This is a genomic window from Acidovorax sp. KKS102 (genome assembly GCF_000302535.1).
In the GTDB taxonomy this organism is placed as follows: Bacteria; Pseudomonadota; Gammaproteobacteria; order Burkholderiales; family Burkholderiaceae_C; genus Acidovorax.
Genome location: NC_018708.1, coordinates 1,221,044 through 1,241,660 on the forward strand (window position 1 = coordinate 1,221,044; position 20,617 = coordinate 1,241,660).

24 protein-coding genes and 1 tRNA gene are annotated in these 20,617 nt (G+C 62.6%); 13 read left to right on the forward strand and 12 right to left on the reverse strand.

Annotated features, from left to right (window positions below; all coding sequences use genetic code 11):
• The first annotated feature begins 89 nt into the window (after window positions 1-89).
• Window positions 90-2,102: a bifunctional 2',3'-cyclic-nucleotide 2'-phosphodiesterase/3'-nucleotidase gene (locus C380_RS05530; RefSeq protein WP_369750497.1), complete on the forward strand. Its 2,013-nt coding sequence runs from the start codon at window positions 90-92 to the stop codon at window positions 2,100-2,102.
• A 137-nt stretch (window positions 2,103-2,239) separates the two neighbouring features.
• Here the strand turns inward: C380_RS05530 and C380_RS05535 are convergent, their stop codons facing one another.
• Together C380_RS05535 and radC are read right to left on the reverse strand one after the other, a co-directional pair.
• Entirely contained in the window at window positions 2,240-2,986 is a 747-nt protein-coding gene (locus tag C380_RS05535; RefSeq protein WP_369750498.1) for a Smr/MutS family protein, read from the reverse strand.
• A gap of 185 nt (window positions 2,987-3,171) precedes the next feature.
• Window positions 3,172-3,885: a DNA repair protein RadC gene (radC, locus tag C380_RS05540; protein WP_015012907.1), complete on the reverse strand. Its 714-nt coding sequence runs from the start codon at window positions 3,883-3,885 to the stop codon at window positions 3,172-3,174.
• A gap of 88 nt (window positions 3,886-3,973) precedes the next feature.
• On the opposite strand from radC, the gene C380_RS05545 reads away from it, so the two are divergent.
• Entirely contained in the window at window positions 3,974-4,438 is a 465-nt protein-coding gene (locus C380_RS05545; RefSeq protein ID WP_015012908.1) for a peptidylprolyl isomerase, read from the forward strand.
• Entirely contained in the window at window positions 4,438-5,433 is a 996-nt protein-coding gene (ispH, locus tag C380_RS05550) for a 4-hydroxy-3-methylbut-2-enyl diphosphate reductase (RefSeq protein WP_015012909.1), read from the forward strand. The genes C380_RS05545 and ispH overlap by 1 nt, the downstream gene beginning before the upstream one ends.
• 130 nt (window positions 5,434-5,563) lie before the next feature.
• On the opposite strand, the gene C380_RS05555 is transcribed toward ispH, so the two are convergent.
• Window positions 5,564-6,295 carry an HPP family protein gene (locus C380_RS05555; protein WP_015012910.1) on the reverse strand — a complete coding sequence of 244 codons (732 nt, stop codon included), beginning with the start codon at window positions 6,293-6,295 and terminating at the stop codon, window positions 5,564-5,566.
• Window positions 6,296-6,461: 166 nt separating this feature from the next.
• Between C380_RS05555 and C380_RS05560 the strand changes: the two genes are divergently transcribed.
• The 4 genes from C380_RS05560 (at window position 6,462) to C380_RS25785 (ending at window position 9,544) form a co-directional block, all read left to right on the forward strand.
• Complete coding sequence (locus tag C380_RS05560) at window positions 6,462-7,403, forward strand: threonine/serine dehydratase (RefSeq protein ID WP_015012911.1); 942 nt, start codon at window positions 6,462-6,464, stop codon at window positions 7,401-7,403.
• Window positions 7,404-7,436: 33 nt separating this feature from the next.
• On the forward strand, window positions 7,437-8,753 hold the full coding sequence (gene serS, locus C380_RS05565) for a serine--tRNA ligase (RefSeq protein WP_015012912.1): 1,317 nt from the start codon (window positions 7,437-7,439) through the stop codon (window positions 8,751-8,753).
• Window positions 8,754-8,786: 33 nt separating this feature from the next.
• Window positions 8,787-8,876 (forward strand) — tRNA-Ser (locus C380_RS05570).
• 14 nt (window positions 8,877-8,890) lie between these two features.
• Window positions 8,891-9,544 (forward strand): MerR family DNA-binding protein, encoded by a 654-nt coding sequence (locus tag C380_RS25785; protein WP_369750481.1) that lies wholly within the window; start codon window positions 8,891-8,893, stop codon window positions 9,542-9,544.
• Between the two features lie 97 nt (window positions 9,545-9,641).
• On the opposite strand, the gene C380_RS05580 is transcribed toward C380_RS25785, so the two are convergent.
• The 6 genes from C380_RS05580 to C380_RS05605 form a co-directional block, all read right to left on the reverse strand.
• The gene (locus C380_RS05580) at window positions 9,642-9,935 is read right to left on the reverse strand and encodes a hypothetical protein (protein WP_015012914.1); all 294 of its coding nucleotides are present in this window, start codon (window positions 9,933-9,935) and stop codon (window positions 9,642-9,644) included.
• 78 nt (window positions 9,936-10,013) lie between these two features.
• Window positions 10,014-10,355 (reverse strand): copper-binding protein, encoded by a 342-nt coding sequence (locus C380_RS05585; RefSeq protein ID WP_015012915.1) that lies wholly within the window; start codon window positions 10,353-10,355, stop codon window positions 10,014-10,016.
• A 38-nt stretch (window positions 10,356-10,393) separates the two neighbouring features.
• Window positions 10,394-10,879, reverse strand: a complete 486-nt coding sequence (locus C380_RS05590; protein WP_043565173.1) for a plastocyanin/azurin family copper-binding protein — start codon at window positions 10,877-10,879, stop codon at window positions 10,394-10,396.
• A gap of 35 nt (window positions 10,880-10,914) precedes the next feature.
• Complete coding sequence (locus C380_RS05595; protein ID WP_015012917.1) at window positions 10,915-12,327, reverse strand: multicopper oxidase family protein; 1,413 nt, start codon at window positions 12,325-12,327, stop codon at window positions 10,915-10,917.
• Between the two features lie 19 nt (window positions 12,328-12,346).
• On the reverse strand, window positions 12,347-13,780 hold the full coding sequence (locus C380_RS05600) for a TolC family protein (RefSeq protein WP_015012918.1): 1,434 nt from the start codon (window positions 13,778-13,780) through the stop codon (window positions 12,347-12,349).
• The gene (locus C380_RS05605; protein ID WP_233247170.1) at window positions 13,777-14,010 is read right to left on the reverse strand and encodes a hypothetical protein; all 234 of its coding nucleotides are present in this window, start codon (window positions 14,008-14,010) and stop codon (window positions 13,777-13,779) included. Before C380_RS05605 ends, C380_RS05600 begins: the two co-directional genes overlap by 4 nt.
• 228 nt (window positions 14,011-14,238) lie before the next feature.
• Here C380_RS05605 and C380_RS05610 point away from each other — a divergent pair, with 228 nt between their 5' ends.
• The 4 genes from C380_RS05610 (at window position 14,239) to fliE (ending at window position 18,131) form a co-directional block, all read left to right on the forward strand.
• On the forward strand, window positions 14,239-14,925 hold the full coding sequence (locus tag C380_RS05610) for a heavy metal response regulator transcription factor (protein WP_015012920.1): 687 nt from the start codon (window positions 14,239-14,241) through the stop codon (window positions 14,923-14,925).
• Window positions 14,922-16,328 carry a heavy metal sensor histidine kinase gene (locus tag C380_RS05615; RefSeq protein WP_015012921.1) on the forward strand — a complete coding sequence of 469 codons (1,407 nt, stop codon included), beginning with the start codon at window positions 14,922-14,924 and terminating at the stop codon, window positions 16,326-16,328. Before C380_RS05610 ends, C380_RS05615 begins: the two co-directional genes overlap by 4 nt.
• Entirely contained in the window at window positions 16,321-17,583 is a 1,263-nt protein-coding gene (locus tag C380_RS05620; RefSeq protein ID WP_015012922.1) for a hypothetical protein, read from the forward strand. Before C380_RS05615 ends, C380_RS05620 begins: the two co-directional genes overlap by 8 nt.
• A gap of 239 nt (window positions 17,584-17,822) precedes the next feature.
• On the forward strand, window positions 17,823-18,131 hold the full coding sequence (fliE, locus tag C380_RS05625; protein WP_015012923.1) for a flagellar hook-basal body complex protein FliE: 309 nt from the start codon (window positions 17,823-17,825) through the stop codon (window positions 18,129-18,131).
• 143 nt (window positions 18,132-18,274) lie between these two features.
• Here fliE and C380_RS05630 read toward each other — a convergent pair whose 3' ends face one another.
• From C380_RS05630 to merR, 3 genes are all read right to left on the reverse strand, one after another.
• A complete protein-coding gene (locus C380_RS05630) occupies window positions 18,275-18,799 on the reverse strand; it encodes a DUF4148 domain-containing protein (protein ID WP_015012924.1) in 525 nt (174 codons plus the stop codon).
• Between the two features lie 95 nt (window positions 18,800-18,894).
• Complete coding sequence (locus C380_RS05635; protein ID WP_015012925.1) at window positions 18,895-19,266, reverse strand: hypothetical protein; 372 nt, start codon at window positions 19,264-19,266, stop codon at window positions 18,895-18,897.
• A gap of 197 nt (window positions 19,267-19,463) precedes the next feature.
• On the reverse strand, window positions 19,464-19,892 hold the full coding sequence (gene merR, locus C380_RS05640) for an Hg(II)-responsive transcriptional regulator (protein ID WP_015012926.1): 429 nt from the start codon (window positions 19,890-19,892) through the stop codon (window positions 19,464-19,466).
• A 70-nt stretch (window positions 19,893-19,962) separates the two neighbouring features.
• On the opposite strand from merR, the gene merT reads away from it, so the two are divergent.
• Both merT and merP read left to right on the forward strand, forming a co-directional pair.
• Window positions 19,963-20,313, forward strand: a complete 351-nt coding sequence (gene merT / locus C380_RS05645) for a mercuric ion transporter MerT (RefSeq protein WP_015012927.1) — start codon at window positions 19,963-19,965, stop codon at window positions 20,311-20,313.
• Window positions 20,314-20,328: 15 nt separating this feature from the next.
• Complete coding sequence (gene merP / locus C380_RS05650; RefSeq protein ID WP_008905582.1) at window positions 20,329-20,604, forward strand: mercury resistance system periplasmic binding protein MerP; 276 nt, start codon at window positions 20,329-20,331, stop codon at window positions 20,602-20,604.
• Window positions 20,605-20,617: the final 13 nt, after the last annotated feature.

Consider the following 20,617-nt stretch of genomic DNA (forward strand, 5'->3'; position numbering starts at 1 on the left):
GACACTCGGTCCCTTGTTTCAATTCGGGACTGTTCATGTCTGAACGCACTCTGGGCTTTCTGATTTCTCCTTCGCATGTTTCACGCCGCATGGCTGCATGGGGCATGGTGGCGCTGGCCGCGTCGCTGGCTGCCTGCGGCGGCAGCAGCGACAACGCCAGCAGCAACGCGGGCGCCACGGCCACGCTGGCCGTGCTGGAGACCACCGACCTGCACTTCAACGTGCGCAGCTACGACTACTTCAAGCTGGCCGAAGACAAAAGCTACGGCTTTGAGCGCACGGCCACGCTGGTGCGCGCGGCCCGCAAGGAGTTTGCCAACACGCTGCTGGTGGACAACGGTGACACCATCCAGGGCACCGCACTGGCCGACTACGAGGCCACCATCAGCCCTATCCCCTGCACGCAGCAGCTGTCCATGTACAAGGCCATGGGCGCGCTGGGCTTTGATGCGGGCACGCTGGGCAACCACGAGTTCAACTACGGCCTGCCCTTCCTGAACCAGGTGCTGGGTGGCGGGCTGGACGTGGATGGGGTCGATGCCACCAAGAAATGCGCGGGCGCGGGCTACCCCGCCGTGCTGGCCAACGTGTACAGCAACAAGACCAAGAAGCCGCTGGTGCAGCCTTACACGTTGCTGGAACGCACGCTGGTGGCCAAGGGCACCGATGGCAAGGAAGTGAAGCTGCCGATCAAAATTGGTGTGATCGGCTTCACCACCCCCGGGATCATGAACTGGGACAAGCGCTACCTGGAAGGCAAGGTCTACACGGAAGGCGCCGTGGAATCCGCCAACAAGTACGTGCCCGAGTTGCGCGCCAAGGGCGCCGACATCGTGGTGGCGCTGTTGCACGGCGGGCTCGACAGTGCCGCCTACTCGGCCACCATGGAGAACCCGGGCTTGTACCTGTCCAAGGTAGCGGGTATTGATGCCATGGTGATGGGCCACCAGCACGGCGTTTTCCCTGATACTGCGGCCACGCCCAGCTTCAACCTGCCCGGTGTGGACCACAAGGCGGGCACGGTGAACGGTGTGCCCGCCGTCATGGCCAGCTCCTGGGGCAAGGCCCTGGGTGTGGTGCAGCTGGCGCTGCAGTGGGACGGCAGCAAGTGGGTGGTCAACAAGACCGCCAGTAAGAGCGAGCTGCGCAACATCCAGAGCAAGAATGCCGCTGGCGCCATGGTGACTGTGGATGCAGACCCCGCCATCGCCCCGCTGATCGAGACCCAGCACCAGGCCGCGATCCAGTATGTGAAGACACCGATCGGCCAGACTGACTTCCGCATGAGCACGCTGTTTGCTGATGTGGGTGACCCCGGCGCGATCCAGATCGTGAACCAGGCACAGCAGGCCTACGTGGCGGCTTACATCAAGGCCAGCCTGCCGCAGTACGCTGCGTTGCCCGTGCTGTCGGTCAGTGCGCCGTTCAAGAGCGGCTTCCAGGGTGGGGCCGACTACACCGACGTGGCGGTGGGCCCGCTGGCCATCAACAACGCGGCCGACCTGTACCTGTACCCCAACACCGTCTACGCGGTGAAGGTCAACGGTGGCGACATCAAGAACTGGCTCGAAGCCGCTGCCAAGCGCTTCAACCAGATCGACCCCGCCAAGACCACCGAGCAACAGCTCATCAGCACCTTCCCGGGCTACAACTTCGACATGTTCACCACGGCAGACATGCAGTACGAGATCGACGTGACCCAGCCTGTGGGCAGCCGCATCAAGAACCTGACCTACCTGGGCAAGCCCATCGATGGGGCGCAGGAGTTTGTGATCGCCACCAACAACTACCGCGCCACCAGCGGCAAGAGCTTTATCGACAAGCTGGACGGCTCGGGCACCATCTGGGCCTCGCCCGATGCGAACCGTGACGTGGTGATCGACTACATTCGCAAGAACCCTACGGTGACCCGCACTGCCAACGGTGCGGCCAAGAGCTGGCGCTTTGCCAAGGCCACAGTGGCGGGACCGGTGGTGTTCAGCTCAGGCGCCAATGCGCTCAGCGTGGCCCAGGCAGCCGGGCTGGGCAATGTGTCGTTGCTGGCGGCCGATGATGGCTCAGGCAAGGGCACGTCGAAGTACGGCGTGGACTTGTCCAAGTAGTCCTCCCCCTGCCGTTGTGGGTGCCGTGGCGGTGCGTGCGTTCGCAGCGCCGCCACGGTGCGGTCTGTTGTAGAGCACAGAGTTGCTCTGTTTTTGATAGCTGCAAGCGCATATGGATCTGGCGCTTGCGGCTATTTTTATGAATTTTTGCGCAACACGGGTTGCAGCAGCACCACCAGGGCGCCCGCGCCGCCATCCATGGGCCGCGCCTGCACGAAGGCCAGCACCTCGTTCTTCTGCACCAGCCAGCGCTGTACGCGGCCCTTGAGCACAGGGCTTTTGCCGGGCGAGCCCAGTCCCTTGCCATGCACCACGCGCACGCAGCGCAGGCCGATCTTGTGCGCCTGGCGGATGAATTCACCCAGCGCCTCGCGCGCGTCGTCCACACGCAGGCCGTGCAAGTCCAGGTGGCGCTGAATGCTCCAGTGGCCGGAGCGCAGGCGGCGCGTCACTTCCACGCCGATGCCTGGGCGGCGAAAGCTGAGCTGGTCGTCGGTGTCCAGCAGGGTGCTCACGTCGAAGTCGTCGCTGATGGATTCGAGCAGCACCCGCTCCTCGTCCAGCCAGTGCTGCACCGGCAGCGGCGGCGGCAGGTGGCGCCGCAGCCGCGCCACATTGGGGTTGCGCAGCGGGGTGACAGGGCCCACGCTGCGGCTGAAGAGGTAGCGCTCGGCCTCGGCCCGTGCTGCCGCTTCGCGTCGGGCTTTGTCTTCGGCCTCGCGGCGCTCCTGCTCCTCGCGCAGGCGGCGGGCCACGGTGGCCAGGTCCTGCAGCTGGGTGATGCGCTCACCCGCACGGCGCGGGGCCGGGGGGGCACGGCGGCGGGGTGGTGAAGGGCTCGCTGCGGCTGTGGGCCCGGCGGGGGCCTGGCGCAGCGGGCGCATCGCTGCCTTGGCGGCTGCCTTTTTGTCAGCCAGGCCTGCGCGCCGGGCGGACCGGGGTGCGCTGGGGGCCGGGGCGGCGGCTGTGGCTTCCACCGGGGGCGCCTTGCCGGGAACAGCGCGCGCAGCACGCGCCAGCGCGGCTTGCAGGGCCGTGGGCGGCTGGGCGGGTGTGGGGGCTGGGGCGGTCACACCAGGCCCTTTTCGGCCATCGACAGCGCCTGGCCCGGTGCCACGATCACATGGTCGAGCACGCGCACGTCCACGAGGGCCAGCGTGGTCTTCAGGGTCTGGGTCAGCGCCTCATCCGCACGGCTGGGTTGTACGCTGCCGCTCGGGTGGTTGTGGGCCAGCACCACGGCGGCGGCCTGGTGGTGCAGGGCGCGCAGCACCACCTCGCGCGGGTACACGCTGGTCTGCGTGAGCGTGCCGCGAAACAGCTCCTCCAGTGCCAGCAGGCGGTTTTGCGCATCGAGAAACAGCACCGCAAACACCTCGTGCCCCTTGGCGGCCAGGTGCAGTTGCAGGTAGTGCTTGACGGTGTCGGGGGAGTCGAACACTTCGCGTTCGCGCAACTGCTGGGCCAGTGCACGGCGGGCCAGCTCCAGCACTGCCACCAGTTCGGCGCGTTTGGCGGGGCCCAGGCCCTTGATGCGCTCCAGGTCGGACGCGCTGGTGTGCAGCAGCCCGGCAATGCCGCCAAAACCGCCGGTGACGGCGCCCGTGTCCGGGTCAATGCCGGGCGGGTCCAGCAGCTCCTGCGCCATCTGCAGCACGCCCTTGCCCACGATGCCGGTGCGCAGCAGGATGGCCAGCAGCTCGGCATCGGCCAGCGCAGCGGGGCCGCGCGCCAGCAGTTTTTCGCGGGGCTGGGCGTCAGCGGGCAGGTCTTTGAGGGGCATGGCGCAGGGTCTTTGACACCCGTCAGGGGCCGACGGGCGTAGGGCTTTGCCCGGTTTTCTACAATCGTGGCAGTTTATCGGGACTCTCATGACCTCTATTTCCACCCCCCTTCCCACCGTGCAGCCGGGCTCCTTTCTCACGCTGCACTACCGCCTGGCTGGCCCGGCGGGGGATGTGATCAACACCTTTGCCGACAAGCCGGCCACCCTGTCGCTGGGCACGGGTGAGCTGTCGCCCGCCATGGAGCAGCGCCTGCTGGGCCTGGCCGAGGGCACGCGCACCACGTTCGAGCTGCCTGCGGGCGAGGCTTTTGGCGAGCGCAACCCCGACATGCAGCAGTGGGTGGCGCGCAAGCTGATGAACGAGCTGGGCGACCCCGACGAAAAGTACAACGTGGGCGATGTGGTGCAGTTCCCCACGCCCGACGGCCAGGGCAGCTACGCCGGTGCCGTGATGCAGGTGCGTGAAGACGGCGCCGTGCTGTTCGACTTCAACCACCCGCTGGCGGGCCAGCCCGTGACCTTTGAAGTGCAGCTGATCGGGATCCTGTGATGCTGGCGCCGAAAGAAATCCTGCTGGCCGAGCCGCGCGGCTTTTGCGCCGGTGTGGACCGCGCCATCGAGATCGTGGAGCGCGCCATCCAGAAGTTTGGCGCCCCCATCTATGTGCGCCACGAAATCGTGCACAACACCTATGTGGTGAACGACCTCAAGGCCAAGGGCGCGATCTTCATTGAAGAGCTGTCCGACGTGCCGCCGGGCGCCACGTTGGTGTTCAGCGCCCACGGCGTGAGCAAGGCGGTACAGCAAGAGGCCGAGGCGCGTGGCTTCAGCATTTTTGACGCCACCTGCCCACTGGTGACCAAGGTGCATGTCGAGGTCGCCAAGCTCGCCAAAGAGGGCTACGAGTTCATCATGATCGGCCACAAGGGCCACCCCGAGGTCGAGGGCACCATGGGCCAGCTCGACCACGGTATCCACCTGGTGGAAGACGTGGAAGATGTGGCCCGCGTGCAGCCGGCGCAGACCGAGAAACTGGCCGTGGTCACGCAGACCACGCTGAGTGTGGACGACGCCGCCGAAATCTCTGCCGCCGTGCGTGCGCGCTTTCCGAACGTGCGCGAACCCAAGCAGCAGGACATCTGCTACGCCACACAGAACCGGCAGGATGCCGTCAAGGTACTGAGCCCGCAGGTGGACGTGGTGATCGTGGTGGGCAGCCCCACCAGCTCCAACAGCAACCGCCTGCGCGAGCTGGCGGCCAAGCTGGGCACCACGGCCTACATGGTGGACAGTGCCGACGAGCTGCAGGGCGAGTGGTTCAAGGGCCTTGCACGCGTAGGGCTGACCGCCGGAGCCTCGGCGCCAGAAATCCTGGTGCAGCAGGTTATCGACCGCATCAAGGCGCTGGGCGCGGTATCGGTGCGCAGCATGGCGGGCATTGAGGAGACCATCAAGTTTCCGCTGCCCAAGGGGCTCAAGATCGACGCGGCCACGGGCCTGGAGATTCGCGAGCGCACACCCGAGACAGGGCCGTCTGGGCACTGACGGCGGCGTGCGAGGCCGCTGGTGATCGTGCGAGGGCGCCGGTAGGTGCCCTTTTTTATTCACTCCTGAATTGATAGCTGCTAGCGCATATTCCTCTAGCGCTAGCGGCCATTTTTATCCAAATATGCCCCTACAGAGGCACGGCGGGCCCGCTCCACAGGTCCAGCGGCGGGTCGGCCGCCACGGCGCGCAGGATGTCGGTGCGCGAGATAAAGCCCGACAGCACGCCCGCCTCGTCCGTCACCGGCAGGCCCGGCAGGCCGGTGTCCAGCAGCACGGCGGCCACGCGGCGCAGTTCGGTGTCGGGTGACACGGTGGGCACGGGGCTCACCATCACCTCGGCCACCGGGCGGCGGGCCAGGTCGATGGCCTGCTTGACGGCGCCGGGCTCGGGCAGCAGATCCAGCGGCGCCATGTCGGCCCTCAGCAGCAATCCGATCACGCGGCCCAGCGCATCCACCACGGGGGTCTGCGCCACCCGGTGCTCTGCCAGGGTCTGCCAGGCATCGTTCACGCGCACATCGGGCGCCACACTCACGCCGCCGGTGGTCATCACATCGCTCACCTTGGTCAACGGCTGGCGGGCACTGGCCTGGGGGCCTTGCTCCGTTTGCGCGTAGGCGCTCACGGCGTCCTGCAGGCGCAGGTTGACGACGGCGCCGGGTGCCGCCGCATGGGTGTGGTCGGCGGTGGTGGGGCGGGGTGGGGCCGTGAAGACGGGTACCGGCTGCCCGTCTTGTGCGTCCATGGTCCGCGTGCGCAGGGCCTGCGGGCGTTGCACGCTGCGCACCGCAGAGATACGTGCCAGGTTTTCGGGGCCGCCCCGGTACATCTGGCCCGACGGGCCGAACACAAAGAACATGCTTTTCTCCTGTGTGCAGAACCGCCGGACGGGTGGGGTTGGAACTGCTTTGGCCATGTTATCGGCAGTTGTGGGGCGCTCGTGCAGTCCACGTTGTGTCTGCATGTTGCGGGCAGCCCCTACACTGCCCCTTCTTTTGACACCACCTGCCATCCGGAGCCCCTGCATGATCGACCGCGCCGCCATTGCCGCAGCCCGCCGCCAACTGGCCACCCAGCCCGACTTTTTGCGCACCACGCCGCTGATGCGCCTGTCCGGCAAGTCCTTGGGCATGGACTGTGCCGAGGTCTGGCTCAAGCTGGAGCATCTGCAGGTGGGCGGCAGCTTCAAGGCGCGCGGCATGCTCTACCGGCTGCTGGCCAACCCGGTGCCTGAGAGCGGCGTGATCATCGCCTCGGGCGGCAACGCCGGCATTGCGGTGGCAGCGGCCGCCCAGGCCCTGGGCGTGCGCTGCGAGGTCTTTGTACCCGAGGTCTCGCCCGAGGCCAAGCGCGCCCGCCTGCGCGCCTTGGGGGCGGAGGTGGTCGTCACCGGCGCCGCGTATTCCGAAGCCTTTGAAGCCTGCGTGGCCCGCCAGAAGACCACTGGAGCCTTGCAGGCCCATGCCTACGACCAGCCCGAAGTGGTGGCCGGCGCGGGCACCCTGGCGCTGGAGATGGAAGAACAGGGCGGCCGCCTGCCCGACACGGTGCTTGTCAGCGTGGGCGGCGGTGGCCTCATTGGCGGTGTGGCCGCATGGGTGGAAAGCCGAGCCCATGTGGTGGCGCTGGAGCCCGAACGCGCCCCCACCCTGCACGCCGCGCGGGCTGCGGGCCAGCCGGTGGATGTGGAGGTGGGTGGCGTGGCCGCCGACTCGCTCGGTGCCCGCCGCATCGGGGCGATCAGCTGGGCATTGAGCCAGCGCCACGTACACGACGCGTTGTTGCTGCCCGATGACGCCATCCGTGCGGCCCAGCTGTGGCTGTGGAAGGAGCTGAAACTGGCCGTGGAACCCGCCGCCGCGCTGGGCTTGGCAGCTTTGCAAACCGGCGCCTACAAGCCCCAGCCGCAAGAGACGGTGGCCCTGATTCTCTGCGGCGCCAACTTTGACCCTGCCAGCCTTGCCTGAGCCTGTGCCGACCACCCCCCTTAAAATCCTGCAATGCTTGACATTCTTCTTCTCCGCAAAGACCTCGACACCGCCATCGCGCGGCTGGAAACCCGTAAAAAGCCCCAGGCCTTCCTGGACGTCTCCGCTTTCCAGGCCCTGGAGTCCGAGCGCAAGACGCTGCAGACCCGCACCGAAGAGCTGCAGGCCCAGCGCAACCAGCTGTCCAAGCAGGTCGGCATGCTGATGAGCCGGGGTGACAAGGACGGCGCCGAAGCCGTCAAGGCCCAGGTGGCCGCAGGCAAGGTGGAGCTGGAACAATCCGCCGCCCGCCTGGAGCAGATCCAGTCCGAGCTGCTAGCCATGCTGGTGGCCGTGCCCAACCTGCCGCACGAATCCGTGCCAGTGGGCAGCGACGAAGCGGGCAATGTCGAAGTGCGCCGCTGGGGCACGCCTGCGAAGTTCGATTTCGAAGTGAAGGACCATGTCGATGTGGGCACCCCGCTGGGCCTCGATTTCGACATGGGCGTGAAGCTCTCGGGCTCGCGCTTTACCGTGATGAAGGGTTCCATCGCCCGCCTGCATCGCGCATTGAGCCAGTTCATGCTGGATGTGCAGACGCAAGAGCACGGCTACACCGAGTGCTACGTGCCTTACGCAGTGAACGCAGACTCGCTCAAGGGCACCGGCCAGCTGCCCAAGTTTGAAGGCGACCTGTTTGCCGCCAAAAAGGGCGGTCAGGACGGCGAACCCGTGCCCGACAACGCGGCGCTGTACCTCATCCCCACCAGCGAAGTGCCGCTGACCAACTTCGTGCGCGACGTGGTGGTGGCCGAGGCCGACCTGCCCATCAAGCTCACGGCCCACACGCCATGCTTCCGCTCCGAAGCGGGCAGCTACGGCCGCGACACGCGCGGCATGATCCGCCAGCACCAGTTCGACAAGGTCGAAATGGTGCAGATCGTGCACCCCGACAAGAGCTATGAAGCGCTGGAAGAAATGACCCGCCACGCCGAGACCGTGCTGCAAAAGCTGGGCTTGCCCTACCGCGTGATGAGCCTGTGCACGGGCGACATGGGATTTGGCGCCGCCAAGACCTACGACCTGGAAGTGTGGCTGCCCGCGCAGAACACCTACCGCGAAATCAGCTCGGTGAGCAACTGCGAAGCCTTCCAGGCGCGCCGCCTGCAAGCCCGCTTCAAGAACGCCCAAGGCAAGAACGAGCTGCTGCACACCCTGAACGGTTCCGGCCTGGCCGTGGGCCGCACCCTGGTGGCGGTGCTGGAAAATTACCAGCAGGCCGATGGCAGCGTGACGGTGCCCGAGGTGCTGCGCCCCTACCTGGGCGGCACCGCCGTGCTCAAGCCCTGAAAATCTGGCTATAATCGAAGGCTTCGACACACAGGAGAGGTGGCAGAGTGGTCGAATGTACCTGACTCGAAATCAGGCGTAGTGGCAACACTACCGTGGGTTCGAATCCCACCCTCTCCGCCAGTACATGACCCCAAGTGATTGATTCACTTGGGGTTTTTTGTTTTTTGTCCTGTGCGGTATGCCATCTGGTATGCCATGGTGCATTGTTTATTCTTACATCTGTTTGGGCATTGTTGGAGCCCATACAACGTCTAAGACCTAGCACGGCAGGTGTATCGGCCAAGATGATCCGCCACTACGAGCAAACAGGTTTGTTGCCAGAAGCTGAGCGCAGTGAGTCTGGCTATCGAAAATACGGTGAGCGCGAAGTTTCGGTACTGCGTTTCATCCGCCAGTCGCGCCGCCTCGGGTTCTCAATGCCCCAGATTGCGGAGTTGATCGGCCAATGGGGTGACACGCACCGCACCAGTCGGCAGGTAAAGGCGATTGCGGAGCGCCATCTGGCGGATCTGGAGGAGAAGCTGCGGGAGATTATCGAGATGAAATCAGCCTTGGAGCAGTTGGTTTCTGTGTGCGCTGGCGACGACCACTCGAACTGCGCAATTCTTGACAACCTGGCGGCGGACAGCCCCTCGAAGCCCAACCACAACGCAAGTTTCGTGAAACCGACTCGGCGCGGAGCCAAGGTTTCCAGAGCGCACTCTGGTGTGACCGACACGCCAACGAACAGCCATCTAGACCTCATGACGTGGATGCGCGGAGTCCACGCACATCGGAGCGGGCACTGAACTAGGCCCTGAGGGGGCTTGCGAAGCCATCACCTTGCACCACGATTGCGGCCCGCCCGTACTTGGGTGGGCCACGCTTGTGGCCCACCCGTTTGCATTACTTAGGCGTGGAGCCCGGAGTGGCTTCCTTGTGCGGCATGGCTTCACGCGCATTGGCCTTTTCCTGACCACGGGCTTCGGCCTTGCTGGTGTCCGCAAGGCCAGAGCCTTCACCTCGCGCTGTACCGCCATCCTTGATCTGCTTCACACCGGTTGCAGGACGGGCTTTCTTGTGGTCTTCGCCATGCGCTTGCGCCTTGGAGTTGGTATAGGGCGTGGCTTCCTGGGTGTCGCCAGCGGCGAATGCGGACGATGCTGCTGTCATGGCGAGGGCAATAAGGAGCGTTTTCATGATTTTTCCTTGGTGGGTTGACGTGCGAACAGAAGAACGCCCCCTTTTCTTGAGGGCGTAGCGAGACACTTTTTGCGCTTACTTGGCAGGCTCGATGGCAGTGACGACCATCTTTCCGCCCTCGTTGATCACCATGAAGCGGATCTTGTCGCCGGCCTGCGCCTTGTCGAGCAGGGCCTTGTCCTTGGCTGTGAACACCATGGTCATCCCCGGCATCTCCAAGTGCTTGATGTCGCCATGCTTGATGGTGATTTTTCCGGCGTCCTTGTCGATCTTGCGCACCTCTCCATCGGTCATGGAGGCTGCGGCCGTGGTTGCGGCTCTTCCGGCGTCTCCAGAGGCTTGCGCCGTGGCTGACAACGGCATGAGTGCGGCCAGCGACAACATCGCGCCGATCAAAAGACTGTTTGCGTTTTTCATATGAACTCCTTGTCCAATTGCGTGGAGGGTTTCTCCGCTTACTTCTTGACCACCGTGACCTGGCCCTTCATGCCTGCGTCGTAGTGGCCTGGGTACAGGCAGGCGAACTTCACTTCGCCAGCCTTGGTGAACTGCCAGATGATTTCGCCTTGCTTGCCGGGGGCCAGCGACACCTTGCTGGGTTCGTCATGCTCCATGTCCGGGAACTTCTTCATCGTCTCGTAGTGCTCCTTGAGTTCGGCATCGGTGCCCATACTGAACTCGTGTTTGACCTGGCCACTGTTCTTGATCACGAACTTGATAGTCTCGCCCTGCTTGACGGAGATTGCAGCGGGCGTGAAGCGCATGGTGTCAGCCATGTCAACATTGATCGTGCGGCTTACCTTGCTTGCTGTACCTGGCTGTCCTATGGCTGACTCCTCGCTTCCGTGGCCGTGACCACCGCTGTGAGTACCACCTGCCAGGCTATTGAAAGACAGAGCCACCAGGGTTGAGGCAGCGATCAGGGAAAGAGTGCGTTTCATAGTTACCTTACGTTGTGAATGAGGAAAGGGGGCGATCAGTGGCCGCTGTGCGAAGACGGTTTTTTGACCTTGACGACAGTGTCCGAACTGGACTTCTCTTTGCGGGGCATGGATTGGCCGCCCTCGGCCTTGAAGCGGGCAGGCTCCGCCATCGGGCCGGTGTACTCGTACGCCACCGTGCCCTCTGGGTTCTTGTACCAACCCGGATTTTTGTAGTCGCCCGGCTTCTGGTCGCGGCGTACTTTGACGACGCTGAACATCCCGCCCATTTCGACCGACCCGAACGGGCCTTCCCCCGTCATCATGGGAATGGTGTTGTCCGGGATGGGCATCTCCATCTCGGTCATGTCTGCCATGCCCCGTTCGCCCATGACCATGTAGTCGGGGATCAGGTTGTTGATCTTCTTGGCGACGCCGCGATGGTCCACTCCAATCATGGTGGGAATGTCGTGACCCATTGCATTCATGGTGTGGTGGCTCTTGTGGCAGTGGAACGCCCAGTCGCCTTCTTCGTCCGCGAGGAACTCGATCTGGCGCATCTGGCCCACTGCCACGTCGGTGGTCACTTCATAGAGACGCGTGCTCTTTGGTGTGGGACCGCCATCCGTGCCGGTGACCAAAAACTCATGACCGTGCAAATGCATGGGGTGGTTGGTCATGGTGAGGTTGCCGATGCGAATGCGCACCTTGTCGTTGAGCCGGACGTTCAAGGAATCGATGCCAGGAAAGATGCGGCTGTTCCAAGTCCATAAATTGAAATTCAGCATTTCCGCGACCTTCGGCGTAGCGGCCCCGGGCTCAATGTCGTAGGCACTGAGCAGGAAGCAAAAGTCTCGATTCACTTCATCAATCAGCGGATGCTTGGTCTTTGGATGCGTGATCCAAAAGCCCATCATGCCCATGGCCATCTGGGTCATCTCATCGGCGTGCGGGTGGTACATGAAGGTACCTGGACGGCGCGCCACGAATTCGTAGACGAAGGTCTTGCCCGACTGGATTGCGGGCTGGTTCAATCCCGCCACACCGTCCATGCCATTGGGCAAACGCTGTCCATGCCAGTGGATGCTGGTGTGCTCGGGCAGCTTGTTGGTCACAAAAATGCGAACGCGGTCGCCTTCCACCACTTCAATGGTGGGACCAGGACTCTGGCCGTTGTATCCCCACAGGTGGGCCTTGAAGCCAGGGGCCATTTCGCGCACAACGGGTTCTGCCACCAGGTGGAACTCCTTGACCCCCTGGTTCATGCGCCAGGGCAGCGTCCAGCCGTTGAGCGTGACCACCGGGTTGTAGGGGCGCCCGGAGTTGGGCACCAGCGGCGCCATGGTGTCTGCGCTTGTCTGGTACACGGGTTCTGGCAGTGCGGCCATTGCCACGCGGCTCACACTCGCTGCGGCCACGGCCCCTCCGGCAATGCCAGCAAACCGGAAAAAATCTCTTCTTGAATTCATGTTGGTTTCCTTGAGGGGATCAGTGGCCTGCACCGGCTTCGGCAGCGGCTGCGCCACCGCCCGAGACGCCAGCGCTGGTGGGCTTGCCGATGAGAGAGGCCTGAAGGGCGGCGTCCGCCAGCCAGAACTGCTGTTCGGCGTTCAGGGCCGCCATCACCGAGTTCACCTGGTCGCGGGAGTCGGCAAGCAACTCGAAAACGCTGATCAGCATCCCGTTGTAGCGAAGCTGGTTTTCTTCGGAGATGGTTTTTCGCAGGGGAATCACCTCGTCGCGGTGGTGACGCGCGATGTCATATGCAGTGCGGTACGCGGAGTAGCTCTCCCTAAGGTTCGAACCCGCCGCGCGTGCGGTTGCTTCCAGGCGGTTGGCCGCAGCCAGGGTCTGCGCATTCATGGCGTCGCGCCGCATTCCACCCCAATCGAAGATGGGTAACTGCAAGCTGATCTCGAAGCCGCGCCGCGTGGAGTGGGTGTTCTCGGCGGCATCAAAGACTGAGTCGCGCCGCACGCCCAACTCGATGTCCGTGAAGGTCGTGATCGTGTTCCAGCCTTGCGCGCGTGCGGCTGCGTCGTAGTCAGCCTTCGCGATCTGCAGATCCAGCCGCCCCTTAGACGCTTGGCGGCCAGCGTCCGATGGGGACAGCGGCTCCTTGGGCAGTGTGGGAAGGCGTTCAGGCAACTTGAGCTGTTGGGCTTGGCTATCGTCCAGGCCTAGCAGCCGCACCAGCTCCTCACGGGCTGCCGTGACCTGGTGCTGCGCACTGGCCAGCTGGGTCGCAGTGTCGGCGTAGAACGCTTGCTGGCGCACACGATCGAGCTTGTTGAAATTGCCCACTGCCTGCATGCGCTTGGCCAACTCAGCGCTGGCTTGAGCACTTGCGACGACCTGTTGGGTGTATGCCAGTGTCTGTTGCGCGGCGACAGCCCGGACCCAGGCCTGACGTACCTGCGTGACTTGGTCCACTACGTCGCTGCTCAGGCGCAACTGGGTCTGCTTGATGCGCTGCTCGGCGATGCCTTTGCGTGTCGGCAAGGTCAGCAGGTCAAGCAGGCCGAAGGACAGGATGCGGCCGATCTCCGTCTCGCTGCCCAGGCGAACGCGCTCCAGGCTCAGAATGGGGTTGGCGATGCGGCCGGACTGGGCTGCCGTGGAAGCGTCCGCCCAGTTTTGAGCCACGATGGCCTGCAGGGATGGGCTATTGACGAGTGCGAGTTGAACGGCATCCTTCTGACTGAGCGGCTTGGCCAGCAGATCCGAAGCGCGCTGGCGCAAGGCGTCCCGCTCGCTCTGGTCCCGGGCCAAGGTAAGCTGGCCGTCCGTGAAACCGCTTGCGGCTGTATTGGCGCTGGTGAGGTTCTGCTCCAGATTCACGCTGGCGCAACCAGACAAGACCGCCACTGCGGCCACGGCGATCACGAGTTTGGCGCGGGGCGTGTGCAAGGGGCGGTTCATTGTTTGCCCCCGTGGTGTGCGTCATGGCCCTGCGCGGGTTGGTCCTGGCCGGTTGTGGGTGCCGTCTGGCGAATTTCCTTGGCATAGGTGCGCCAGCCTCCGATCTCGCCCACCTTGTCATTGGCCGCTTTCCAGGGCTGGACGGATTGCTCTTTGTAGGCTTCGTAGCCCGAGAGGGCTGATCGGTACGAAAGCTGATAGTCCACCTTGGCGGATTCGCCCTCTGGCATCTGAGCCAGAGCCAGGGACGGCGCTATTAGCGCGGCGGCCAGCCAGGGGGTTGATATAGGTCGTGAAAGCCAGGAAATTTTCATAGGTTCACCATGCGTTCTTGATGCAACGCATTGTGTGATCCCAAGGCTTCCGCCGACATAACGGCTTAATTACATCTTTGTCATCTGAAAGAAAGCCCGCGATCTGCAGGCACACTTGCCGTCATTCGCAGACAGGGAGATCCCGTGAAGATATTGATCGTCGAGGATGAAATCAAAACCGGCGAATACCTGCGCCAAGGCTTGCGTGAGGCAGGGTTCAACGCCGATCTGGTTCACAACGGAGTCGATGGCCTGCATCTGGCCCAGGAAGGTGACTACGACCTGGTGATCCTGGATGTGATGCTTCCTGGGATGGATGGCTGGCAGGTGCTCACCAATCTGCGTCGCCGGGGCCTGGAGATGCCCGTACTGTTTCTCACGGCCAAGGATCAGGTGCAAGACCGGATCAAAGGGTTGGAACTGGGGGCGGACGACTACCTGGTCAAACCGTTTTCCTTTGCCGAGCTATTGGCGCGAGCGCGCACCATCCTCAGGCGTGGTCGCAATGGCACCGAGGTGACGGTCCTCCAGGTGGCCGATCTAGAACTAGACCTCTTGCGGCGGCGAGTCAGCAGATCTGGCAAACGCATCGACCTCACGGCCAAGGAGTTCGGACTCCTGGAGCTGCTGATGCGCCGCCAAGGGGAAGTTCTGCCGCGCTCTCTGATCGCGTCGCAGGTGTGGGATATGAATTTCGACAGCGATTCCAACGTGATTGAGGTGGCGATGCGCAGGCTTCGGGCCAAGATTGACGATGCCTATGACGCCAAGCTGATTCAGACGGTGCGAGGCATGGGGTATGTGCTTGAAGCGCCGCAGGAGCGTGCGTGAAAGCCCGGTACTCGCTCACGACACGGCTGACGGTCTTTTTTACTTTGGCGTCCGCCCTTGTGCTGATCGGCCTGGGGACTCTCGTGGCTATTTCCATCGACCGGCATTTCGTGGAACTTGACCGCGATGCACTGCGTGACAAGGTTCACCTGACGCGTGAAGTCATCGGCAAATCGAAGTCGCCGCAGGATCTGAAGATGCGGCTGGATGACGTTTTGCACAGCCATGAGGGTCTCTTCGTCACCGTGCTTCGCAATGGTCAATCGCTGTACTCGACGGAGGACTTTGAGTTTCCTGCGGACTTGAGCGTGCGGACCGAGCATTCCCGCTTGGGGGTTGCCTCGTGGCGAATCAAGGACCGTGAGTACCGGGGAATGTCCGAAGCCGTGACGCTGCCAGGTTCCGCAGAGCCGCCGCTGCAGGTCTGGGTGGCCGTGGACATTGCCCACCACCAGCACTTCATGTACGAATTGATTTGGGTGCTTGTGGGCTACGTGGCATTGGCAACGCTGGTGGCTGGGGTCCTGGGCTGGTGGGCCGCAAAGAATGGATTGGCCCCCCTTCGCGCCATGCGGTCCCGCGCCATGGCCATCACGGCACAGCGACTGGACGAGCGGATGCCAACCCAGGAGTTTCCGGTGGAGATGGCCGACTTGGCGACCACCCTCAACGAGATGCTCCGGCGCCTGAAGGAGGAGTTCGACCGCCTGTCCGAGTTTTCTTCGGACCTGGCTCACGAGCTGCGTACGCCGATCAACAATCTGATGACACAGACGCAGGTCACACTCAGCCAGGCTCGCTCCTCTGAGGAGTACCAGGACATACTGGCCTCCAACGCCGAGGAGTACCAGCGCCTGGCCCGCATGGTGGCTGACATGTTGTTCCTGGCCAAGGCTGACCACGGTCTCATTCTTCCCAGCACGGAAAGAATCGCGGTCCATGATGAAGCTCAGGCTTTGTTTGACTTCTACGAGGCCTTGGCAGAAGAGAAGCAAGTCCGACTGCAATTGATCGGGACGGCGGAGATCACAGGCGACCGGTTGATGTTGCGCCGGGCGCTCAGCAATCTCCTGTCCAACGCCATTCGCTACACCCCACCAGGCGAGCTGGTGGTCGTGGACATCCAGGGGGGCCTGCACGGAACCACCGTGGACGTCGTCAACACTGGACCTTCCATCGAGGCGCAGATGATCCCCCGCCTGTTCGACCGCTTCTTTCGGGCGGACAAGTCGCGCAAGCAGCTGGACTCGGACGGAGCGGGGTTGGGCTTGTCCATTACCCAGGCGATTGTTCACGCACACCGGGGACGGATTTCTGTGAGTTCGGCGGATGGCAGGACTTGTTTTTCGATGTATTTCCCCAGTGCACAGAGCATTGGCAAGCACCTCACGACAGATGCATGACCCTTTGGAAACTCTCATAGACTGCTGGAAGGCAGACCCGAGCAGCACCTACAACACCTGGTTCTTGTGGGATCAGCGGATCAAGAACTTCCGCTCCATTCGCCGAGGCATTGCGCAAGTGGTGGAGGACATCCGGGCCGGAACGTTTGGCAACGCCTACCGAGGATCCTCGCTGGAGACGATCGTGGGTTCCGTGGCAGAGCAGCGCCAGATTTTCAAGGGAGCGGACCACGCGTTCCTCTGGAAACCCAAGCTGCGGATTCCGGACATCTACGAGAACGCGAGCAACCAGCTCGCCTTCGCAGATCTTCTTCACACTTGCGATCACTGCGACTGCGCAGAAGACGTGGTGGCCGCCATACAGCGCATTGATGCGATTGGCATCAAAGGCTTGGGCCCAGCAGTCGCCAACTTGCTGTATTTCATCCACCCAACGCTGGTCTCCCCCTTCAACACGGCCATCGTCAATGGTTTCAACGCGGTGACCGGGGGGCGCGTGAAGCTCGGACGCTGGGACCACTATCTCTCGATGCGAGAAGGCTTGCTGCGCCTGAACGCGCAGTACCGGCTGAAACTGTCGAATGATCTGGGCGCGATTGCAGGACTCATGTTTGACATTGGCAGTGGCCGATATGCAGCGCCGCCACAAGCAATGGATGCAGCGGCGACAGCTCTCTGGCAAGAAGACCTTGAACGTGTGCGCCAGGAATCCACCGCATTGCAACGGGAACTGTCCCAAGCGACCGAGAGTGATGCGACCCACACGGGTGTCCAGGCCTCGCTGCGCGACCTGGGCAAGGCGCTCGGATTTGAGGTCTGGATCGCGTCCAACGACCGGGGCCGCGCCTATGGCGGGGGGTTGCTGGGAGATGGATGCATGGCGCAGTTGCCCGCCAGCCTGGACCGAGGACTGGAGTCCGTGCGACTGATCGATGTTGTATGGGTTGATCCCCAGACCTCGCAATTCGCCGCCGCATTCGAAGTCGAACACACCACGTCCATCTATTCGGGCATCGTACGCATGCTCGATCTGGCCCTGGGCACGCCGGTTGCAGGCAACTGCGCCCTGTTTCTGGTGGCTCCAGACAATCGCAGAGACAAGGTCGCTGAGCAACTTCAAAGGCCTGCCTTCTCCAGGGTGTCGGAGCTGGGAATCCGGTACTTGCCTTACAGCCAGCTGGAGCAGAACCATGCCTCCATGAGTCGCTTTGGGTCCAGCATCAAGCCGCTGCTGGAGATTTCGCAGCGGCTGTGAGCCACGGCTATTTCGTGCGGCGCGCTTCGCTGCGCTAGGCTCTTTGGGCCCCAGGGATGCGGCGACCCACGGCGATGTCGGCAAGATGAAGTTTCTGTTATCCCGAACGGCGGGATTGACGGGTGGCGCCTTGCGTTGCGAAAGCTACAGATCGAACTCCAATCTCTACGATTGGGCGTTGCCTCGGTACAGATTTCGAGGCAGAACTTCGCAAACTCTTCGCCCCAGAAAGCCTCGGCATGAACGTCACGACAAAGCCATTGGATGCACTATTGCCTGTCAGTTCGCTGGGAAACTCTGTGCCCAAAGCACCGAGCATCCAGGGAGGCGGTTTTCTGGACGCGATGAAGCAGGCGCTTTCAACCACAAGCCAGTTGCAGAGTGAGTCTGGTCGCCTAAGCCGCGAGGTCACATTCGGCAATCCCACGGTCAGTCTTGAAGAAACGATGCTCGCTGGAGTCAAGTCGAACATCGCGTTTCAGGCCACTCTTCAGAGCCGCAACCGCATTGTCCAGGCCTACACCGATGTGATGAACATGCAAGTCTGATGCTCGGAGGCCAGAGCAATGCAAAAGTAGATGTCGCACGCACTTGCTGCTAGCGCCGCAGACATGCATGGCGAGCCAATTGGAGGAGGCCCTGTTTCGAAAGACCCCCTCCAGATCAGCCGCCGACCGCCCGGAGAACCCGTTTAGAACCGAGGGGCCTTGGTGGATTCGTCCGAGGTGGCGGCCACGCCTGCATGGTGCGCTGCGTGGTAGCGGTCAGGATAGATTTCATTGAGCTTGCGGCCGTCTTCGCCCACAGCGATGATTTCTCCTTCGCGGATGGCTCGTGCCAACTCACTCTTGACTTGTTCCCGCGTCTTCAACGACTTGCCTGCCACGATCGGATAGCGACCAGACATCAACTCATTGCGTTTGACTCCGAATTCACCGGCCACCATGATGTCACCCGTACGGATAGCCTGCTCCAATTCTTCCCGCACTTGCTCGCGGGATTTGCTAGCCTGAGTCGAAGTAGTCGAGCGATAGGCTCCGGGGTTGATTTGCTTGAGAGTCATCCCCGAGTCGCCTGCAGCAAGCATCTCGCCGTTTTGCTGAGCCTGCGCCAATTCAGCCAGCACTTGTTCGCGCGTCTTGCTGACCGCTTGGTCCGACGCAAAAGCGGGGGCTGCGATGAGGGAAAGGACGATGAGGGTGGACTTCAGTTTCATGATGGTGTTTCCTTTTTGGGTAGATGGCAATGGTTCAGGTGCAACCGCAGGCCGGTTTGGGAGGGCACGCGGTTGCCGGTGATCGTTGAGAGGGTTCAGGGCAGTTGGCGGGCATCGACCCAGCCAGCTTCGCCGCCCATATCCCGTACACCGTCACGACCGACGGGGTTGCGCTTGGCTGACTGCAACTCATCGAGGACTTGCTGGCGGGTCTTGGTCAGTTTGGGGCCCGGAACGAGTGGATAAGTGGCAGGGTAGTCACGGCTGATCCAGTACAGCGAACCGTCCTTCTGAGCGGCCAGCACGGTGCTTTCGACCGCTTGGCGGCTGACCGCATTGCCCAAATGGTCGGCGGCCAGGCTCACGCCTTCCTCCTGGCTTGGGCTTGCGTGGTAAACGGAAGTTGCGAAAGAGGCGGTGGCGGATGCAGCAAGGCTGGCGACGAGGATTGCGGTACGAACTTTCATGATGGTCTCCTGTGGCGCCGGATGCCCGATATGGTTCATCCAGGTGGCGTTTTCTGCACCACGGAGAGAAGTCTAAAAATTGCCGCCCCACATGGAGGTGACCTCCTGATTACGCTTTCGACAGCAATCTGCAATCCACTAAAACCCGAGTGCATCCCCCGCGTCGGTTCTGGGCGTCATACGACACTGCGGCCACCTCATTGCGGCAACGAGAGTCTCCCGCCGTCCTGCAGCGACGCAATCAGCGGGCAGGAGACATTCCCTTTTCTCGCATGGCATGCGCATACCAGTTCAGACAGCACCGACTCCATGCGTGCCAAATCGGCTATCTTCTCGCGCACATCCTTGAGCTTGGACTCAGCCAGTGCGCTGGCTTCTTCACAATGAGTTCCATCGTCTAGCCGCAGCAGCTCGGCTATTGCATCCAGGCTGAAGCCCAGGCGCTGAGCCGCTTTGACGAAGCGCACCCGCGTCACATCTGCATCTCCATAGCGGCGGATGCTGCCGTGAGGCTTGGCCGGCTCGGGCAACAATCCCTTGCGCTGATAGAACCGGATGGTCTCTACATTGACCCCGGCCGCCTCGGCAAAAGCGCCGATCGTAAAACTCTCCAAATTGGCTTTCATACCGCTTGACTCCGTACATGACTACGGAAGTAAGGTTACGGGATTCAACCAATTTTGAAAGGTCAAGCGCATGTCGGAGCCAAACAACGGGCGCACAGCGCTCTTCGCCGGAGGGCTGGCGGCCATCCTTGCCTCGACTTGCTGCCTCGGACCGCTGGTCCTGATCACCCTGGGATTCAGCGGGGCATGGATTGGCAAGCTGACCGCGCTGGAGCCCTACCGCCCGATCTTCATCGGGGTCGCGCTGGTGGCGCTGTTCTTCGCCTGGCGGCGCATTTACCGCCCGGTGCAAGCCTGTAAACCGGGGGAGATCTGCGCGATTCCCCAGGTGCGAGCTGCCTACAAGCTTATTTTCTGGAGCGTGGCCGCACTGATTGTGGTCGCGCTCGGGTTCCCCTATGTCATGCCATTTTTCTATTGATCACAGGAGTTCTTCATGAAACAACTACTTGCCTCCCTGGCGCTCACCCTGGCCGTTGTCCCCGTGTGGGCCGCCACCCAGACCGTCATGCTGGCCATTCCCGGCATGACCTGCTCCACCTGCCCGATCATCGTCAAAAAAGCGCTTTCCAAGATCGAAGGCGTTAGCGAAGTTGAGGTGACCTTTGAGACGCGCGACGCAGCTGTCACCTTCGATGACGCAAAGACCAGCGTGCAGAAGCTGACCAAGGCAACCGCAGAGGTGGGGTTTCCATCCAGTGTCAAGCGGTGAAGCATTGACAACT

Excerpts from the sequence above, each read along its gene's own strand:
- merP (WP_008905582.1), top strand. The coding sequence starts at position 20,329 with ATGAAACAACTACTTGCCTCCCTGGCGCTCACCCTGGCCGTTGTCCCC.
- C380_RS05630 (WP_015012924.1), bottom strand. The coding sequence starts at position 18,799 with ATGAAACTGAAGTCCACCCTCATCGTCCTTTCCCTCATCGCAGCCCCC.
- C380_RS05620 (WP_015012922.1), top strand. The coding sequence starts at position 16,321 with ATGCATGACCCTTTGGAAACTCTCATAGACTGCTGGAAGGCAGACCCG.
- C380_RS05535 (WP_369750498.1), bottom strand. The coding sequence starts at position 2,986 with ATGCGCCCGCTGCGCCAGGCCCCCGCCGGGCCCACAGCCGCAGCGAGC.
- merR (WP_015012926.1), bottom strand. The coding sequence starts at position 19,892 with ATGAAAGCCAATTTGGAGAGTTTTACGATCGGCGCTTTTGCCGAGGCG.
- C380_RS05635 (WP_015012925.1), bottom strand. The coding sequence starts at position 19,266 with ATGAAAGTTCGTACCGCAATCCTCGTCGCCAGCCTTGCTGCATCCGCC.
- fliE (WP_015012923.1), top strand. The coding sequence starts at position 17,823 with ATGAACGTCACGACAAAGCCATTGGATGCACTATTGCCTGTCAGTTCG.
- C380_RS05600 (WP_015012918.1), bottom strand. The coding sequence starts at position 13,780 with ATGAACCGCCCCTTGCACACGCCCCGCGCCAAACTCGTGATCGCCGTG.
- ispH (WP_015012909.1), top strand. The coding sequence starts at position 4,438 with ATGCTGGCGCCGAAAGAAATCCTGCTGGCCGAGCCGCGCGGCTTTTGC.
- radC (WP_015012907.1), bottom strand. The coding sequence starts at position 3,885 with ATGCCCCTCAAAGACCTGCCCGCTGACGCCCAGCCCCGCGAAAAACTG.
- C380_RS05530 (WP_369750497.1), top strand. The coding sequence starts at position 90 with ATGGCTGCATGGGGCATGGTGGCGCTGGCCGCGTCGCTGGCTGCCTGC.
- merT (WP_015012927.1), top strand. The coding sequence starts at position 19,963 with ATGTCGGAGCCAAACAACGGGCGCACAGCGCTCTTCGCCGGAGGGCTG.
- C380_RS05580 (WP_015012914.1), bottom strand. The coding sequence starts at position 9,935 with ATGAAAACGCTCCTTATTGCCCTCGCCATGACAGCAGCATCGTCCGCA.
- C380_RS05595 (WP_015012917.1), bottom strand. The coding sequence starts at position 12,327 with ATGAATTCAAGAAGAGATTTTTTCCGGTTTGCTGGCATTGCCGGAGGG.
- C380_RS05590 (WP_043565173.1), bottom strand. The coding sequence starts at position 10,879 with ATGAAACGCACTCTTTCCCTGATCGCTGCCTCAACCCTGGTGGCTCTG.
- C380_RS05555 (WP_015012910.1), bottom strand. The coding sequence starts at position 6,295 with ATGTTCTTTGTGTTCGGCCCGTCGGGCCAGATGTACCGGGGCGGCCCC.
- C380_RS05605 (WP_233247170.1), bottom strand. The coding sequence starts at position 14,010 with ATGCCAGAGGGCGAATCCGCCAAGGTGGACTATCAGCTTTCGTACCGA.
- serS (WP_015012912.1), top strand. The coding sequence starts at position 7,437 with ATGCTTGACATTCTTCTTCTCCGCAAAGACCTCGACACCGCCATCGCG.
- C380_RS05585 (WP_015012915.1), bottom strand. The coding sequence starts at position 10,355 with ATGAAAAACGCAAACAGTCTTTTGATCGGCGCGATGTTGTCGCTGGCC.
- C380_RS05560 (WP_015012911.1), top strand. The coding sequence starts at position 6,462 with ATGATCGACCGCGCCGCCATTGCCGCAGCCCGCCGCCAACTGGCCACC.
- C380_RS05545 (WP_015012908.1), top strand. The coding sequence starts at position 3,974 with ATGACCTCTATTTCCACCCCCCTTCCCACCGTGCAGCCGGGCTCCTTT.